Annotated in this window: 16 protein-coding genes; 10 read left to right on the forward strand and 6 right to left on the reverse strand. The window is 68.4% G+C overall.

Features of this window, described 5'->3' with window-relative positions:
* The first annotated feature begins 139 nt into the window (after nt 1–139).
* The 6 genes from IEX93_RS10315 to trpD all read left to right on the forward strand — a co-directional run bounded on the left by IEX93_RS10315 (nt 140) and on the right by trpD (nt 6458).
* Nucleotides 140–802, forward strand: coding sequence for a GntR family transcriptional regulator (locus IEX93_RS10315; RefSeq protein WP_188848113.1), 663 nt, complete (start codon nt 140–142; stop codon nt 800–802).
* Nucleotides 799–1722, forward strand: coding sequence for a proline dehydrogenase (locus IEX93_RS10320; RefSeq protein ID WP_188848114.1), 924 nt, complete (start codon nt 799–801; stop codon nt 1720–1722). Before IEX93_RS10315 ends, IEX93_RS10320 begins: the two co-directional genes overlap by 4 nt.
* A gap of 11 nt (nt 1723–1733) precedes the next feature.
* Nucleotides 1734–3284 (forward strand): L-glutamate gamma-semialdehyde dehydrogenase, encoded by a 1551-nt coding sequence (gene pruA, locus IEX93_RS10325; protein WP_188848115.1) that lies wholly within the window; start codon nt 1734–1736, stop codon nt 3282–3284.
* A 141-nt stretch (nt 3285–3425) separates the two neighbouring features.
* On the forward strand, nt 3426–4814 hold the full coding sequence (gene trpE / locus IEX93_RS10330) for an anthranilate synthase component I (RefSeq protein ID WP_188848116.1): 1389 nt from the start codon (nt 3426–3428) through the stop codon (nt 4812–4814).
* Nucleotides 4815–4896: 82 nt separating this feature from the next.
* Nucleotides 4897–5478 carry an anthranilate synthase component II gene (locus IEX93_RS10335; RefSeq protein WP_188848117.1) on the forward strand — a complete coding sequence of 194 codons (582 nt, stop codon included), beginning with the start codon at nt 4897–4899 and terminating at the stop codon, nt 5476–5478.
* Nucleotides 5466–6458, forward strand: a complete 993-nt coding sequence (gene trpD / locus IEX93_RS10340) for an anthranilate phosphoribosyltransferase (RefSeq protein ID WP_188848118.1) — start codon at nt 5466–5468, stop codon at nt 6456–6458. Before IEX93_RS10335 ends, trpD begins: the two co-directional genes overlap by 13 nt.
* Here the strand turns inward: trpD and IEX93_RS10345 are convergent.
* Genes IEX93_RS10345 through IEX93_RS10370 form a run of 6 tightly spaced genes read right to left on the reverse strand, consistent with a single transcriptional unit; the run spans nt 6455 to nt 11273 of the window.
* Nucleotides 6455–7681 (reverse strand): adenylosuccinate synthase, encoded by a 1227-nt coding sequence (locus IEX93_RS10345; protein ID WP_188848119.1) that lies wholly within the window; start codon nt 7679–7681, stop codon nt 6455–6457. The genes trpD and IEX93_RS10345 overlap by 4 nt on opposite strands.
* An 11-nt stretch (nt 7682–7692) precedes the next feature.
* A complete protein-coding gene (locus IEX93_RS10350; RefSeq protein WP_188848120.1) occupies nt 7693–8577 on the reverse strand; it encodes an aldo/keto reductase in 885 nt (294 codons plus the stop codon).
* A complete protein-coding gene (locus IEX93_RS10355) occupies nt 8574–9242 on the reverse strand; it encodes a queuosine precursor transporter (RefSeq protein ID WP_188848121.1) in 669 nt (222 codons plus the stop codon). The genes IEX93_RS10350 and IEX93_RS10355 overlap by 4 nt, the downstream gene beginning before the upstream one ends.
* Nucleotides 9239–9784, reverse strand: a complete 546-nt coding sequence (gene hpt / locus IEX93_RS10360; RefSeq protein ID WP_188848122.1) for a hypoxanthine phosphoribosyltransferase — start codon at nt 9782–9784, stop codon at nt 9239–9241. The genes IEX93_RS10355 and hpt overlap by 4 nt, the downstream gene beginning before the upstream one ends.
* Nucleotides 9781–10479, reverse strand: coding sequence for a pseudouridine synthase (locus tag IEX93_RS10365; RefSeq protein WP_188848123.1), 699 nt, complete (start codon nt 10477–10479; stop codon nt 9781–9783). The genes hpt and IEX93_RS10365 overlap by 4 nt, the downstream gene beginning before the upstream one ends.
* Nucleotides 10479–11273: an enoyl-CoA hydratase/isomerase family protein gene (locus IEX93_RS10370; RefSeq protein WP_188848124.1), complete on the reverse strand. Its 795-nt coding sequence runs from the start codon at nt 11271–11273 to the stop codon at nt 10479–10481. The genes IEX93_RS10365 and IEX93_RS10370 overlap by 1 nt, the downstream gene beginning before the upstream one ends.
* A 40-nt stretch (nt 11274–11313) precedes the next feature.
* Here IEX93_RS10370 and truB point away from each other — a divergent pair, with 40 nt between their 5' ends.
* Genes truB through IEX93_RS10390 form a run of 4 tightly spaced genes read left to right on the forward strand, consistent with a single transcriptional unit; the run spans nt 11314 to nt 15268 of the window.
* Nucleotides 11314–12252 (forward strand): tRNA pseudouridine(55) synthase TruB, encoded by a 939-nt coding sequence (gene truB / locus IEX93_RS10375; RefSeq protein ID WP_188848125.1) that lies wholly within the window; start codon nt 11314–11316, stop codon nt 12250–12252.
* Between the two features lie 4 nt (nt 12253–12256).
* Nucleotides 12257–13366, forward strand: a complete 1110-nt coding sequence (gene ald / locus IEX93_RS10380; RefSeq protein WP_188848126.1) for an alanine dehydrogenase — start codon at nt 12257–12259, stop codon at nt 13364–13366.
* A 2-nt stretch (nt 13367–13368) separates the two neighbouring features.
* Nucleotides 13369–13710, forward strand: a complete 342-nt coding sequence (locus IEX93_RS10385) for an Asp23/Gls24 family envelope stress response protein (protein ID WP_188848127.1) — start codon at nt 13369–13371, stop codon at nt 13708–13710.
* Nucleotides 13703–15268, forward strand: a complete 1566-nt coding sequence (locus IEX93_RS10390; RefSeq protein WP_188848128.1) for a DAK2 domain-containing protein — start codon at nt 13703–13705, stop codon at nt 15266–15268. The genes IEX93_RS10385 and IEX93_RS10390 overlap by 8 nt, the downstream gene beginning before the upstream one ends.
* Nucleotides 15269–15496: the final 228 nt, after the last annotated feature.

Here is a 15496-nt window from a genome sequence, read left to right on the forward strand (position 1 = left end):
CCTTACCCATCGCCTGGGTAGCTAGGGTGGCGGCGTGAATAGTGTCGGAGCGAATAACCGAAGGGGGGATGTACTAAAGGGGAGTTTTAGGCAGAAGGGGCTTGCGCCCCTTCTCTTTTTCTGACATCCTGTATACAGGATGCATCCTCTAGCCTTCCGCCGCCCCAACCAGGTGCGCGAGGCGGTCTACCGCCACCTCAAGGACCTCCTCCTCTCCGGGCGCTTCGCCCCTGGGGAGAGGCTTTCCGAGCCCCTTTTGGCCCAGGAGCTCGGCGTCTCCCGCACCCCCGTGCGGGAGGCCCTCATGCGCCTGGCCGAGGAGGGTTTGGTGGAGCTCGTCCCGGGCAAGGGGGCGAGGGTTAGGGCCTTTTCCCCGGAGGAGGTGGACGAGGTCTACAGGGTGCGGGCCCTTCTGGAAGGGGAGGCGGCCCGGGAGGCCGCCCTAAGGGCCACCCCTTGGGAGCTGGCTGAGTTAGAAGGCTACCTTAAGGCCATAGACGAGGCTCCCAAGGAGGATTACCCCGAGCAGATGCGCCGGGATCTGGAGTTCCACCGGGCCTTGGTGCGCCTTTCGGGGAACCGGACCCTTTACCGCCTTTACGAGGACCTTCTCGCCACCTTGGTCCTGGCCCGGAACACCCTTCCCATGCTCTCCCAGGACGAGGCCACAAGGCGGGAGCACCGGGCCATCCTCAAGGCCCTGGCCCAAAGGGACCCCGAGGGGGCCAGGCGGGCGGTGGAGGCCCACGTCTCCCGCTTTCGCGACCTGGTGGCGGCGAGGCTAAGGAAAGGAGGGGTATGAGCCTGGACCTGACTTACCGTTCCTTGGTGCTTTCCGTGGCGGGGAACCCCCGGGTGGAGGCCCTGATCAAGGGCCGGGCGCGAAGCCTGGTGCGCCGCTACGTGGCGGGAGAAAGTCTGGAGGAGGCCCTGGCCGTGGCCGAAGGGCTGGAGCGGGAGGGGGTGCACGCCATCTTGGACCTCTTGGGGGAGATGGTGCGCACGGAAGCGGAGGCCCGCGCCTTTCAGGGAAGAATCCTGGAGCTAGTCTTTTCCTTGGCGGAAAGGCCCTGGCCCAAGTACATCTCTGTCAAGCCCACCCAGCTAGGCTTGGACCTTTCCGAAGGGCTTGCCTTAGAGCTTTTGCGGGGGATCCTTAGGGAGGCGGAGCCCAGGGGTGTTTTCGTCCGGCTGGACATGGAGGACTCCCCCCGGGTGGAGGCCACCTTGCGCCTCTACCGGGCCCTGAGGGAGGAGGGGTTTTCCCAGCTGGGGGTGGTGCTGCAAAGCTACCTCTACCGCACGGAGAAGGACTTCTGGGACCTCCTTCCCTATAGGCCCAACCTGCGCTTGGTCAAGGGGGCCTACCGGGAGCCCAAGGAGGTGGCCTTCCCGGACAAGCGCCTCATTGACGCTGAGTACCTGCACCTGGGGAAGCTCGCCCTTAAGGAAGGGCTTTACGTGGCCTTCGCCACCCACGACCCCAGGCTCATCGCCGAGATAAGGCGCTACACCGAGGCCATGGGCATTCCCAAGGACCGGTTTGAGTTCCAGATGCTCTACGGGGTGCGCCCCGAGGCCCAGAAGGCCTTGGCCCGGGAGGGGTACACGGTGCGGGCCTATGTGCCCTACGGCGAGGACTGGTACCCCTACCTCACGAGGCGCATCGCCGAGCGGCCGGAAAACCTCTTTTTGGTGCTACGGAGCCTCTTAGGAGGCTAAGGGAGGAAGCCATGACGGTGGAACCTTTTCGGAACCAACCCATAGAGACCTTCCAGACGGAGGAGGCCCGAAGGGAGATGCGGGAGGCCCTGAAGCGGGCCCGGGCGGAGTTCGGCCGCCACTATCCCCTTTACATCGCCGGGGAGTGGGTGGACACCAAAGAGCGCCTGGTCTCCCTCAACCCCTCTAACCCCAAGGAGGTGGTGGGGACGGCGGCCAAGGCGGGGAAGGCGGAGGCGGACGAGGCCCTGAAGGCGGCTTGGAAGGCCTTCAAGACCTGGAAGGACTGGCCCCAGGAGGACCGCTCCCGCCTCCTTCTCAAGGCCGCCGCCCTCATGAAGCGGAAAAGGCGGGACCTCGAGGCCTTTTTGGTCTACGAGGTGGGGAAGAACTGGGTGGAGGCCTCGGCCGACGTGGCGGAGGCCATAGACTTCGTGGAGTACTACGCCCGGGCCGCCCTCCACTACCGGTACCCGGCGGTGGAGGTGGAGCCCTACCCCGGGGAGGACAACGAGAGCTTTTATGTGCCCTTGGGGGCGGGGGTCTCCATCTCCCCCTGGAACTTCCCCATCGCCATCTTCACGGGGATGCTTTTGGGCCCCGTGGCCGTGGGGAACACCGTGATCGCCAAGCCCGCCGAGGACGCGGTGGTGGTGGCGGCCAAGGTTTTTGAGATCCTCCACGAGGCGGGCTTCCCCCCGGGGGTGGTGAACCTCCTGCCCGGGGTGGGGGAGGAGGTGGGGGCCTATTTGGTGGCCCACCCCGAGACCCGTTTCATCAACTTCACGGGAAGCCTCGAGGTGGGCCAAAGGATCTACGAGGAGGCCGCCAAGCTCGCCCCGGGGCAGCGCTGGTTCAAGCGGGCCTACGTGGAGACCGGGGGCAAGGACGCCATCATCGTGGACGAGACCGCGGACTTTGACCTGGCGGCGGAAGGGGTGGTGGTCTCCGCCTACGGCTTCCAGGGGCAGAAGTGCTCGGCGGCAAGCCGCCTCATCCTCACCGAGGGGGCCTACGAGCCCGTCCTGGAAAGGGTCCTGAAGCGGGCGGAGAGGCTCGTGGTGGGCCCCGCCGAGGAGAACCCCGATATGGGCCCGGTGGTGAACGAGGCCCAGGAGCGAAAGGTCCTCTCCTACATTGAGATCGGCAAGAAGGAGGGGAGGTTGGTCCTGGGGGGGAGGCGCCTCGAGGGGGAGGGCTTCTTCATTGCCCCCACCATTTTCACCGAGGTGCCCCCCAAAGCCCGCATCGCCCAAGAGGAGATCTTTGGCCCCGTGCTTTCCGTGATCCGGGTCAAGGACTTTGCCGAGGCCCTGGAGGTGGCCAACGACACCCCCTACGGCCTCACGGGAGGGGTCTACTCCCGGAAGCGGGAGCACCTGGAGTGGGCCCGGCGGGAGTTCCACGTGGGCAACCTCTACTTCAACCGCAAGATCACCGGGGCCCTGGTGGGGGTCCAGCCCTTCGGCGGCTTCAAGCTCTCGGGCACCAACGCCAAGACGGGGGCCCTGGACTACCTCAGGCTTTTCCTGGAGATGAAAAGCGTCACCGAGCGCTTCTAAGGGGGGCTAGACCCGAAGCCTTGGCCTAGGCTATCCTTAAGGCATGCGCTCGCTTCCCGCCTTCTGGTGGCCCGGCTAGGCCCCGGGGCGGGAGGCTCTTACCCCGGGGCGTACCCCGGGGGGCGCTTTTTTGGAGGCGGGATGGAGCCCATCAAGCCCTTTCGCAGGACCTACCTGGCCGATCTGGAAACCCCGGTGACCGCCTACCTGAAGCTTTCCGAGAAGGCCCCGGTGAGCTTCCTCCTGGAGTCGGTGGAAAGGGGCCGGCAAAGCCGCTTTTCCATCGTGGGGGTGGGGGCGCGGCGCACCTTCCGCTTAAAGGACGGGGTCTTCACCGTGAACGGCACCCCCGTGGCCACCCAGGACCCCTTGCGCACCCTCTACGAGGCGGTCCACGCCCCCTTGGAGCGCCCCCCCGACCTCCCCCCCTTCTTCGGCGGGATGGTGGGGTACGCCGCCTACGACCTCATCCGCTACTACGAGCGCCTTCCGAGCCTCAAGCCCGACGACCTGGGCCTCCCCGACCTCCTCTTCGTGGAGCCCGAGGTGGTGGCGGTCTTTGACCACCTGAAAAACCTCCTCCACCTGGTGGCCCCGGGCACCGACCTCGAGGAGGCGGAAAGGCGCCTCGCCTGGGCGGAGCGGAGGCTTAAGGGCCCCTTGCCCGGGGTGCCGGGGGAGAGGGCGGGGGGGCGGGCCCGCTTCCAGGCGGACATGACGCAAGAGGCCTACCTGAAGGCGGTGGAGCGGGCCTTGGACTACATCCGCGCCGGGGACATCTTCCAGGTGGTCCTCTCCTTGAGGCTCTCCTCCCCCCTCACCGTCCACCCCTTCGCCCTCTACCGGGCCTTAAGGAGCGTGAACCCGAGCCCCTACATGGGCTATCTGGACCTGGGGGAGGTGGTCTTGGTCTCCGCGAGCCCGGAAAGCCTCCTCCGCTCGGATGGCAAGAGGGTGGTCACCCGGCCCATCGCCGGGACCCGCCCCCGGGGGAAGGACGAGGAGGAGGACAAAAGGCTTGCGGAGGAGCTCCAGAGGGACGAGAAGGAGGTGGCGGAGCACGTGATGCTTCTGGACCTTTCCCGGAACGACCTGGGCCGGGTCTCCGCCTTCGGCACGGTGCGGGTCTTGGAGCCCATGCACGTGGAGTACTACTCCCACGTGATGCACCTGGTCTCCACGGTGGAAGGGGTCTTGGCCGAGGGAAAGACCCCCTTGGACGCCCTGGCCAGCGTGCTGCCCATGGGCACGGTCTCCGGGGCTCCCAAGATCCGGGCCATGGAGATCATTGAGGAGCTGGAGCCCCACCGCCGGGGACCCTACGGGGGAAGCTTCGGCTACCTCGCCTACGACGGGGCCATGGACATGGCCTTAACCTTGCGCACCTTCGTCGTCGCCAAGGGTTGGATGCACGTCCAGGCGGGGGCGGGGATCGTGGCGGACTCGGTGTCGGAAAGGGAGTACCAGGAGTGCCTGAACAAGGCCAAGGCGCTCCTCAAGGCGGTGGAGATGGCGGAGGAGGGGCTATGATCCGGGCCCGAGTCTCTTTTGCGCAATTTCCGGGGCCCCCGTCCTGGCTTGGGCCAGGACGGGGTGGTGAAGGAGGGCGGCCGTGAGGGTGCTCGTCGTTGACAACTACGATAGCTTCACCTACAACCTGGTGCAGTACCTGGGGGAGCTTGGGGCGGAGCCCATCGTGTGGCGGAACGACCGCTTCCGGCTGGAGGACGTGGAGGCCCTGGACCCGGACCGGATCCTCATCAGTCCCGGCCCCTGCACCCCCTTTGAGGCGGGGCTTTCCGTCCCCCTGGTCCAGCGCTACGCCCCCCGCTACCCCATCCTGGGGGTCTGCCTGGGCCACCAGGCCATCGGGGCGGCTTTTGGGGGGAAGGTGGTCCCCGCCCCCGTCCTCATGCACGGCAAGGTGAGCCCCATCCACCACGACGGCACCGGGGTCTTCCGGGGCCTGCCCAATCCCTTTTCCGCCACCCGCTACCACTCCCTGGCGGTGGCGGAGGTGCCGGAGGACCTTTTGGTGAACGCCTGGGCGGAGGAGGCGGGGGGGCGGACGGTGATGGGCTTCCGCCACAAAACCTTCCCCACCCACGGGGTGCAGTTCCACCCGGAAAGCTACCTCACGGAGGCAGGCAAACTCATTCTCAAGAACTTCCTGGAGGACCCATGGACGCGGTGAAGAAGGCGCTTTTGGGCGAGGTCTTGGAGGAGGAAGAGGCCTACGAGGTCATGCGGGCCCTGATGGCGGGGGAGGTTTCCCCCGTGCGGGCGGCCGGGGTGCTCACCGCCCTGAGCCTCAGGGGAGAGAGGCCCCACGAGATCGCCGCCATGGCCCGGGCCATGCGGGAGGTGGCGAGGCCCCTTCGGGTGGCCCGGCGTCCCCTTTTGGACATCGTGGGGACCGGGGGGGACCATCAGGACCTTTTGAACCTCTCCACCCTGGCCGCCCTGGTGGCGGCGGCGGGGGGGGTGGCGGTGGCCAAGCACGGGAACCGGGCGGCAAGCTCCAAAGCGGGGAGCGCGGACCTCCTCGAGGCCCTGGGGGTGGACCTCGAGGCGCCCCCGGAGCGGGTGGGGGAGGCCATAGAGGCCCTGGGCTTCGGCTTCCTCTTCGCCCGGGTCTTCCACCCCGCCATGCGCCACGTGGCCCCGGTGCGGGCGGAGCTTGGTGTGCGCACCGTCTTCAACCTCTTGGGCCCCCTCACCAACCCCGCCGGGGCGGACGCTTACGTCCTCGGGGTCTTTAGCCCGGAGTGGCTTACCCCCATGGCCGAGGCCCTGGAAAGGCTTGGGGCCCGGGGCCTCGTGGTCCACGGGGAGGGGGCGGACGAGCTCGTCTTGGGGGAGAACCAGGTGGTGGAGGTGGGGAAAGGGGCCTACACCCTCACCCCCGAGGCGGTGGGCCTGGGGAGGGCCCCCCTGGCCGCCCTAAGGGGGGGGACCCCGCAGGAGAACGCCGAGCGGGCCCGCCGCCTCTTAAAGGGCGAGGAGAAGGGGGTGGTGGCGGACGCCGTGGCCTTGGCGGCGGGGGCGGGGTTTTACGCCGCGGGGCGGGTGGAAAGCCTGGAAAAGGGGGTGCGCCTGGCCCAGGAGGTTTTGGCCAGCGGCGAGGCCTACCTCCTTTTGGAGCGGTACGTGGCTTTTCTTAAAAAGCCCTAGACCCAGCTCACCGCCCCGAAGGTGTCCTCCCGCCTGGGGCTCGTGGAGAAGAGGACCACCGGGACCCCGGTGTACTCCTCTATGAGTTCCAAATAGCGGTGGAGGCTTGGGGGGAGGTCCTCCCGGCGCTTCACGTGGGAGAGGTCCCCCCAGCCCGGAAGCTCCAGGTAGCGCACCGCCTCCGGCCTAGCCTCCCCGGGGCGGCTCCCGTCCAGGTACTCCACCGCCACCTTCACCCTTTCCAGCCCCGAGAGCACGTCCAGCTTGGTGAGGGCCAGGCCGTCAAAGCCGTTCACCTCGCAGGCGTACCTTAACGCCACCAGGTCCAGCCAGCCCACCCGCCGGGGCCTTCCCGTGGTGGTCCCGTACTCCCCGCCCTTCTCCCTAAGGTGGTGGGCCAGTTCCCCGTGGATCTCCGTGGGGAAAGGCCCTTCCCCCACCCGGGTGGCGTAGGCCTTGGCCACCCCGTAGACCTTGGTGATGGCCTTGTGGGAAAGCCCTGTGCCCACCAGGATCCCCCCCACCGTGGGGTGGGAGCTCGTGACGTAGGGGTAGGTGCCGTAGTTCAGGTCCAGGAGGGTGGCCTGGGCCCCCTCAAAGAGGAGGCGCTTCCCCTTGCGCCAGGCCTCCCGGAGGATGGCCCCCGTGTCGGCGATGTAGGGGCTTAGGATCTCCCGCATCCTTAAGAGGTCGGCGAGGGCCTTTTCCTCCGTGTCCCAGCCCGCCTCCCGGGTGGAGTTGGGCTTCTCGTAGAGGAGGCGGCGCACCCTCTCCCTAAGGGTGCGCTCGTCCAGGAGGTCCCCGGCCCGAATCCCCACCCGCCGCGCCCGGTCGGAGTAGGCGGGGCCGATCCCCCGGCCCGTGGTGCCCACGAAGTTGTGGCGGCTTTCCACGTGCTTGTGGTGGGGAAGGACCAGGTGGGCCCTTTCCGAGACCAGCACCTTGGGGTTAAACCCTTCCCGCCTCAGGCCCTCCAGCTCCTCCTGGAAGCGGAAGGGGTCAATGACCATCCCGTCCCCCAGGACGTTCACCGCATGGGGGTGGATCACCCCCGAGGGGAGGAGGTTGAGCTTGAAGACCCGGCCCTCGGCCACCACGGTGTGGCCGGCGTTGGCCCCCCCCTGGTAGCGGACCACGTAGTCGGCCTCGGGGGCGAGGGCGTCCACCACCTTGCCCTTGCCCTCGTCCCCCCACTGGGCTCCGATAATGGCGATCCCCGGCATCCCCTTAAAGCTTACGCCCCTTCCTCCAAAAGGGCCATCTCCTCCGGGGTGAGGGCGATCCTTAGGGCCTCGGCGTTGCGCCGGGCCTGGTCCTCGTTCTTGGCCCCGGGGATGGGGAGGGCCCCCTTCTCTATTAGGTAGCGGAGGGCGATGGCGGCGGGGCTTACCCCCTTGGCCTCGGCCAGGCGGCGGAGGAGGGGGAGAAGCTCCCTAAGCCTTCCCAAGAAGGGCCGGTACTTGTTTCCCCGGTAGTCCCTGGGGGGGTTTTCCGGGCTCAGCTTCCCCGTGAGCCAGCCCATGGCCAGGGGGCTATAGGCCATGAGGGCGATGCCCTCTTGGCGGAGGGCGGGAAGGTGGGCCGCCCACGCCCGCTTGAGGAGGTTGAACTCCACCTGGAGGGCGAAGAGGGGCACCCGGTGGCGCTCCAAGACCCCCTTCACCACCTCCAGCTGGGCCAAGGAGACGTTGCAGACCCCCACCCCTCGGGCGAGCCCCCGCTCGTAGGCTTCCGCTAGGGCCTCGGCCCAGACCCTCAGGGGGACGGGGGGCCAGGGCCAGTGGAGGAGGTAGAGGTCCACCGCCTCCACCCCAAGCCGTCCGAGGCTTCCCCTTAGGGCCTTAAGGAGGTCCTTCCGGGAAAGGCGCCAGGGGTAGGGGAAGAACTTGGTGACCAGATAGGGCCTTTCCCCTTCCCGGAGGAAGCGCCCAAGGAGCCTTTCGGAAAGGCCGAAGCCGTAGAACTCGGCGGTGTCAAAGAGGCGGATGCCCGCCTCGAGGCTTGCCCGGTAGGCCCCCAAAAGCTCCCTTTCCCCGTAGCCTTGGCCGTAGCCCCAGAAAAGCCGGTCTCCCCAGGCCCAGGTGCCCACGCCCATGGGGTGTTGGAAGAGGGGGTTCATGCCAGGCGGAAGGGGTTAAAGTCCGTGTCCCGGTCGTAGACGTCCAAGCCCTCGGCCCGCTTCAAAAAGCCCACCACGGCGTAGGTGAGAGGAAGCATGACCGCCTCCACCCCCACTTTAAAGGCGTAGTTGGAGAGGAAGACCGCCCAGAGCACCTCGTTCGGGAAGACCCCGTAGAAGGCCACGAGGAGGAAAAGCCCCGTGTCCAGCCCCTGGCCCACCAGGGTGGAGGCCAGGGCCCTTAGCCAGAAAAAGCGGCCTTCGGTCCTCACCTTGAGCTTGGCCAGGACGTAGGCGTTGGCGAACTCCCCGGCGAAGTAGGCCAGGAGGCTTCCCAGGACGATCCTGGGGGTGAGGCCCAGGAGGAGGCCGAAGGCCTCGCCGAAGCGCTGGCTCTCCGCGTCGGGCGGGGCGGGGAGGGCGGCCACCAGCTGGAAGGTGAGGGTGGCGAGGAGGAGGGCGAGGAAGCCGATCCAGATGACCTTTCGGCTTCTCCGGTAGCCGTAGACCTCGGTGAGGACGTCTCCGAAAATGTAGGCCAAGGGGAAAAGCAGGGTGCCCCCGTCAAAGGTGAAGGGCCCCAAGACCACCAGCTTGGTGGAGGCCACGTTGGAGACAAGGAGCGCCGTGGCGAAGAGGGCGGTGATCAGGTCCAGGTACCTCATTCCTCCTCTGGGCGAAGGGAGGTGATGAAGGGTAGGTTCCGGTCAAACTGGGCCCGGTCTAGGCCGTAGCCGTAGACATAGGCGTCCTCAATCTCAAAGCCCAGGTAGTGGATGGGGACCTCCACCTGGCGCCGGGCGGGCTTGGAGAGGAGGGCGGCCACCCGGAGGGAGGCGGGCTTGCGGGCCTCGAGGTAGTCCAAAAGGTAAGAAAGGGTGAGCCCGGTGTCCACGATGTCCTCCACCACGATCACGTCCCGGCCGTGGATGGGAAGGCGGAGGTCCTTGATGAGCTCCACCTCCCCGCTGGACTTGAAGGCGTTTCCGTAGGAGCTTATGGCGATGAAGTCCAGGGTGAGGGGGAGGGGGATGGCCCGCACCAGGTCGGCCATGAAGATGAAGGCCCCGTTCAGGACGCAGATTAGGTGGGGGGTCTTGCCCTGGTAGTCCTGGGCGATCTGCCTCCCCAGCTCCGCCACCCGCTCTTTTATGGCCTCCTCGCTGATCTGCACGGGTCCGTTCCCCGGCGTGAACATGCCCTTCATTCTAGCCCTACGAGCCGGAGGAGGGCCCTCACCTCCCCTTCCGAAAGCCGCCGCCACCTCCCGGGAGGGAGGTCTCCGAGGCGGATGGGTCCCACCTGCACCCGGAGAAGCCGCCGCACGGGGTAGCCCACCGCCTTTAGCATCCGCCTGACCTCCCGCTTTCTGCCCTCCGCCAGGGTGAGGAAGGCCCCTCCCGGGGCGGGGCGGCAGGCCAGGGCCCGGGCGGGGCCGTCCTCGAGGAGGACCCCTTCTAGGAGCCTCCGGCAGACCTCTTCGGGGAGGGTTCCCCCTTCCGTCCAGACCCGGTAGACCTTCTTGACCCCATAGCGGGGGTGGGTGAGGCGGAAGGTGAGGGCCCCGTCGTTGGTGAAGAGGAGAAGCCCCTCCGAGTCCCGGTCCAGCCGGCCCACGGGGTGGAGGCCGGGGATTGTGGGAAGGAGCTGGTACACCGTTCTTTCGGCGTGGGGGTCATGGCGGGTGGTGGTGTAGCCCTTGGGCTTGTGGAGGGCGAGGACCACCCGCTCTTGGGGGAGGGCCACCCGCTTCCCGTCCACCTCCACGAGGTCCTCGGGCCCCACCTTCTGGCCGAGGACCGCCACCTTTCCGTTCACCCGCACCCGCCCCTGGCGGATGAGCTTCTCCGCCTTGCGGCGGCTCGCCACCCCGGCCCGGGCCAGGAAGGCCTGGAGGCGCATCATGGGAACTCGGGAGGGCGCTTCTCCTTGAGGGCCTTTAGGCCCTCTTCCAGTTCCTTCCCGGAAAACCCCAAAAACTCCAGGGCCAAGGAGACCTCAAAGTGGGGGAGGAAGCTCCGGTACCAGTGGTTTAAGGCGTGCTTGGTGTGGCTTAAGGCCTCCTTGGGGCCTTGGGCGAGCCTTTCCGCCACCTCGAGGGCCTTCTCATACACCTTCTCGTCCTCCACCGCTAAGGCCACGAGGCCCAGCCGTTCCGCCTCCTCCCCCGTGAGGGGCTCGTTCAGGAGGAGGTGGTACTTGGCCTTGGCCATGCCCACGAGGAGGGGCCAGAGGAGGACGGCGTGGTCCCCCGCCGCCACCCCAAGGCGCAGGTGGCCGTCCAGAAGCCTCGCTCCCTTCCCCACCACGGCGATGTCCGCGGCCAGGGCCAGGGCGAGCCCCGCCACCACCGCCACCCCCGCCACCGCCGCCACCACGGGCCTCGGGAAGTTGAGGGGCCCGAGGACCAGGTCCCGCGCCTCCCAGAAGACCCGCATCAGGGCCTCGTGGGAGGCCCGCATCTCCTCTACGAGGGCGAAGGAGCCCCCGGCGGAGAAGACCCCGCCCTCGCCCCGGAGGAGCACGGCCCTCACGCCCTCCACCGCCTCGAGGTCCCACCACACCCGGGCCAGGGCCCGGTGGAGGGCGGGGGGCATGGCGTTAAGCTTCTCCCCGCGGAAGGTGATCTCCAGGACGCCGGGCCTCGGCCAGGCGAAGGCGAGCCCAGGGTAGCGGGCTTCCAAAGCGGATAGCATACCGCCATTCTATGCCCTCCGGTGATACAATCCCCTAGGCATGGCCCTCTACGCGGTGGACAAGCCCCTCCACCTCACCTCCCACGACGCGGTGGAGGAGGCGAGGAAGCGCCTGAATACCCGCCGGGTAGGGCACACGGGAACCCTGGACCCCCTGGCCACGGGGCTTCTCCTCCTGGTCTCCGAGGAGAGCACCAAGCTGGTCCCCTTTCTCTCGGGGGAGGAGAAGGAGTACCTGGCCTGGGTTTCCTTCGGGGCCACCACCCCCACCTTGGACGCGGAGGGGCCCATCAGCGAGGAGGCCCCGGTGCGCTTTGACCGGAAGGACCTGGAAAGTGTCCTCCCCTCCTTTCTGGAGGTCAAAGAGCAGGTGCCCCCTCTTTTCTCCGCCATCAAGGTGGGGGGGAAGCGGGCCTACGAGGTGGCCCGGGAGGGGAAGGCCTTAGAGCTTCCTCCTAGGCCCGCCCGCTACCTCGAGGTGGAGCTTCTGGCCCTGGACCCCGTCCCCACCCCCCACCCCATCGCCCCTTCCGCCCGGGGGTGGCGGCTTGCCGAGAAGGGCGGGCGCAAGGTGGAGCTCCCCAAGCCCCTTGGGCCCTACCCCACGGCGGTGATCCGGCTGGTGGTGGGCCCCGGCACCTACGTGCGGGCCTTCGCCCGCGACCTGGGGGAAAGGCTCAAGACCAAGGCCTTCCTCTCGGGGCTCGTGCGCACCCGCATCGGCAAGGTGGGGCTGGAGCGGGCGGTGAAGCTTTCCGAGCTTTCCCCGGAAAAAGCCCTCCCCGAGCCCGACATCCTGCCCTTCCCCGTGGTGGAACTCTCCCACACCGAGGCCCGGCGGGTCCTGGAGGGGGTGCCCCTCCCCATCCCCGCCCTGGGGTACGTGACCCTGGTAGACTCCCGCAGGCGGCTTCTCGCCATCGCCGAGGGCGACGGCTTCAAGCTCAAGATCAAGCGGGTGTTTCGCAAGGAGGTGTAGTCCCATGGTCATCGGCGTGCCGAAGGAGATCAAGACCCTGGAAAACCGGGTGGCCTTGACCCCCGGGGGCGTGGAGAGCCTGGTCCGGCGCGGCCACACCGTCTTGGTGGAGCGGGGGGCGGGTTTGGGCTCGGGGCTATCCGACGCCGAGTACGAGCGGGCCGGGGCCCACCTGGTGGGCCGGGAGGAGGCCTGGGGGGCGGAGATGGTGGTGAAGGTGAAGGAGCCCCTGCCCGAGGAATACCCCTTTTTGCGGGAGGGGCTTGTCCTCTTCACCTACCTGCACCTGGCGGCGGACCGCTCCCTCACCGAGGCCCTTTTAAAAAGCGGGGCCACGGGGATCGCCTACGAGACGGTGCAGCTTCCCGACGGGACCCTGCCCCTCCTCGTCCCCATGAGCGAGGTGGCCGGGCGGATGGCCCCCCAGGTGGGGGCCCAGTTCCTGGAGAAGCCCAAGGGGGGCCGGGGGGTCCTCCTGGGCGGGGTGCCGGGGGTGGCCCCGGCCAGTGTGGTGATCCTGGGCGGGGGGACGGTGGGCACCAACGCCGCCAAGATCGCCCTGGGCATGGGCGCCCAGGTCACCATCCTGGATGTGAACCACAGGCGCCTCCAGTACCTGGACGACGTCTTCGGGGGCCGGGTGATCACCCTCACCGCCACCGAGGCCAACATCAAGAAGAGCGTGCAACACGCTGACCTCCTCATCGGGGCGGTGCTTGTCCCCGGGGCCAAGGCCCCCAAGCTGGTCACCCGGGACATGCTTTCCCTGATGAAGGAGGGGGCGGTGATCGTGGACGTGGCCGTGGACCAGGGGGGGTGTGTGGAGACCATCCACCCCACCACCCACGCCGAGCCCACCTACGTGGTGGACGGGGTGGTGCACTACGGGGTGGCCAACATGCCGGGGGCGGTGCCCCGCACCTCCACCTTCGCCCTCACCAACCAGACGCTTCCCTATGTCCTTAAGCTGGCGGAGAAAGGGCTTCAGGCCCTCCTCGAGGACCCCGCCCTCCTCAAGGGGCTTAACGTCCACCGCGGCCGGATCACCCACCCGGGGGTGGCCGAGGCCTTCGGCCTTCCCTACACGCCCCCGGAGGAGGCCCTGAGGGGGTAGGGATGCTGGGGAAGGTGGTGGTGACGGAGGGGGCCTTGGCCTCCCTCCTGGCCCTGGCGGCCCACGAGGTACCGGGGGTGGTGGGCATGGCCCCGGCGGGGCTTAAGGACCAGGTGGTGCGCATCCTGGGGCGGCAGGAGGCCAGCGAAGGGGTGGTGGTGCGCCAGGACCCCGCCGCCCCTGGCCGGTACCAGGTGGACCTCTACGTGGTGGTGGCCCTGGGGGTCCGCATCCCCACCGTGGCCGAGTCCTTGGGGGAGCGGCTTACCTTTGTGGCCCGGAAGCTTGCGGGGGTGGAGCTTTCCCGCATCCGGGTGCACGTGGTGGGGGTGGGCCGTGGCTAGCTGGCGCCCGGAGGAGGTGGCGGAGGCCTTCCGCTACGCCACGGACTGGTTCCGGGTCTACGTGGAGGAGCTAAACGCCTTAAACGTTTATCCCGTGCCCGACGGAGACACGGGCACCAATATGCTCCACACCCTGCAGGCGGCGAGGCGGGAGCTGGACCTGGCCGACACCGCCCGGATGCCCGAGGTGGCCCGGGCCATCGCCTACGGGAGCCTCCTCGGGGCCCGGGGGAACAGCGGGGTGATCCTCTCCCAGATCCTCAAGGGCTTCGCGGAGGTGCTCAAGACCCGGGAGGTCTTGGACGGGCCCGCCCTCAAGGCCGCCTTGCGCCAGGGGGCCAAGACCGGCTACCAGGCGGTGATGAAGCCCGTGGAGGGCACCCTCCTCACCGTGGCCCGGGCGGCGGGGGAAGGGGCGAGCGGGGAGAGCCTCGAGGCCGTTTTGGAAAGCGCCCTCACGGCCGCCCAGGAGGCCCTGGCCAGGACCCCTGAACTCCTTCCCGTCCTGAAGCAGGCGGGGGTGGTGGACGCTGGGGGGGCGGGGTACGTGCGGTTTCTAGAGGGGCTTCGGGGCTACGCCTTAGGGCTCCCCCTGCCCGAACCCCCCAAGGTGGAGCGCTACGCCCAGACCGCCTTCGCCACCGAGGAGTTCGGCTACTGCACGGAGTTCCTCCTAGAGGGGGTGGAGGCGCCCATAGAGGCCATCCGCGAGGCGGTGGCCCCCTTCGGCGATTCCCTTTTGGTGGTGGGGGCCGAGGGGTACGTGAAGGGGCACATCCACACCGATGACCCCGACGGCCTCCTGGCCGCCGTGGCCCGCTTCGGCCGCATGGTGCGCACCAAGGTGGAGGACATGCGGGAGCAGCACACGGAGATCCTGGCCATGGCCGGCGCCACGGAGGTGCCCCCGCCCCCCTTGGGCCTGGTGGCCGTGGCCCTGGGCCACGGGGTGGCCCGGGTCTTCCGGAGCCTGGGGGCGCGGGTGGTGGCCGGGGTAAAGACGCAAAACCCCAGCGTGGAGGAGCTCCTTTGGGCCATCCGGAGCGTCCCAAGCCCCGTGGTCCTCCTTCTGCCCAACAACCCCAACGTCTTCCTGGCGGCGGAGGAGGCGGCGCGGCTCGCCCGGGAAGGGGGGAAGGAGGTCCACGTCCTCAAGGCCCGCACCCTGGGCCAGGGCCTGGCGGCGGCGGTGCGCTTTGACCCCGAGGCGCCCCTCGAGGCCCTCCTCCCCGAGCTGGAGGAGGCCATGGCGGGGGCGGTGACCTTGGAGGTTACCTGGGCGAGCCGGGACGCCACGCTAGAGGGCCTGGCGGTGGCCGAGGGGAGGCCCATCGGGCTTCTGGACGGGAGGCTGGTCCTTACGGGGGAGACCCCGGAGGAGGTTCTGGAGGGCCTTCTCCGCCTGGCCAAGGAGGGCAAGGAGGTTCTCACCCTCTTCCTCGGCCCCAACACCCCTAAGGAGAATGCGGAAGGGGTGGCGGCCCGCTTCCCCGAACTGGCGGTGGAGGTCCTGCCTGGGGGCCCGGACCTCTACGCCTACCTGGGCGTGCTGGAGTAGCTAAAGGAAGCCCTAAGCCCCAAGGTCCTGAGCCCCGTCCAGAACTGCGCCGAGGTCGCCCCGGCCACCTGCGGGACCGGGGCTTGGCCCGGGCGGGGCTGGACGAGGAGGGGAGCGGGCGTTATGCCCTCAGCCTGGTGGGCGCCTGTCCTTAAATGATCCCCCCTTCGGTTATTCGCTCCGACACTATTCACGCCGCCACCCTAGCTACCCAGGCGATGGGTAAGG

It is taken from the genome of Thermus composti, assembly GCF_014647535.1.
Lineage (GTDB): Bacteria > Deinococcota > Deinococci > Deinococcales > Thermaceae > Thermus > Thermus composti.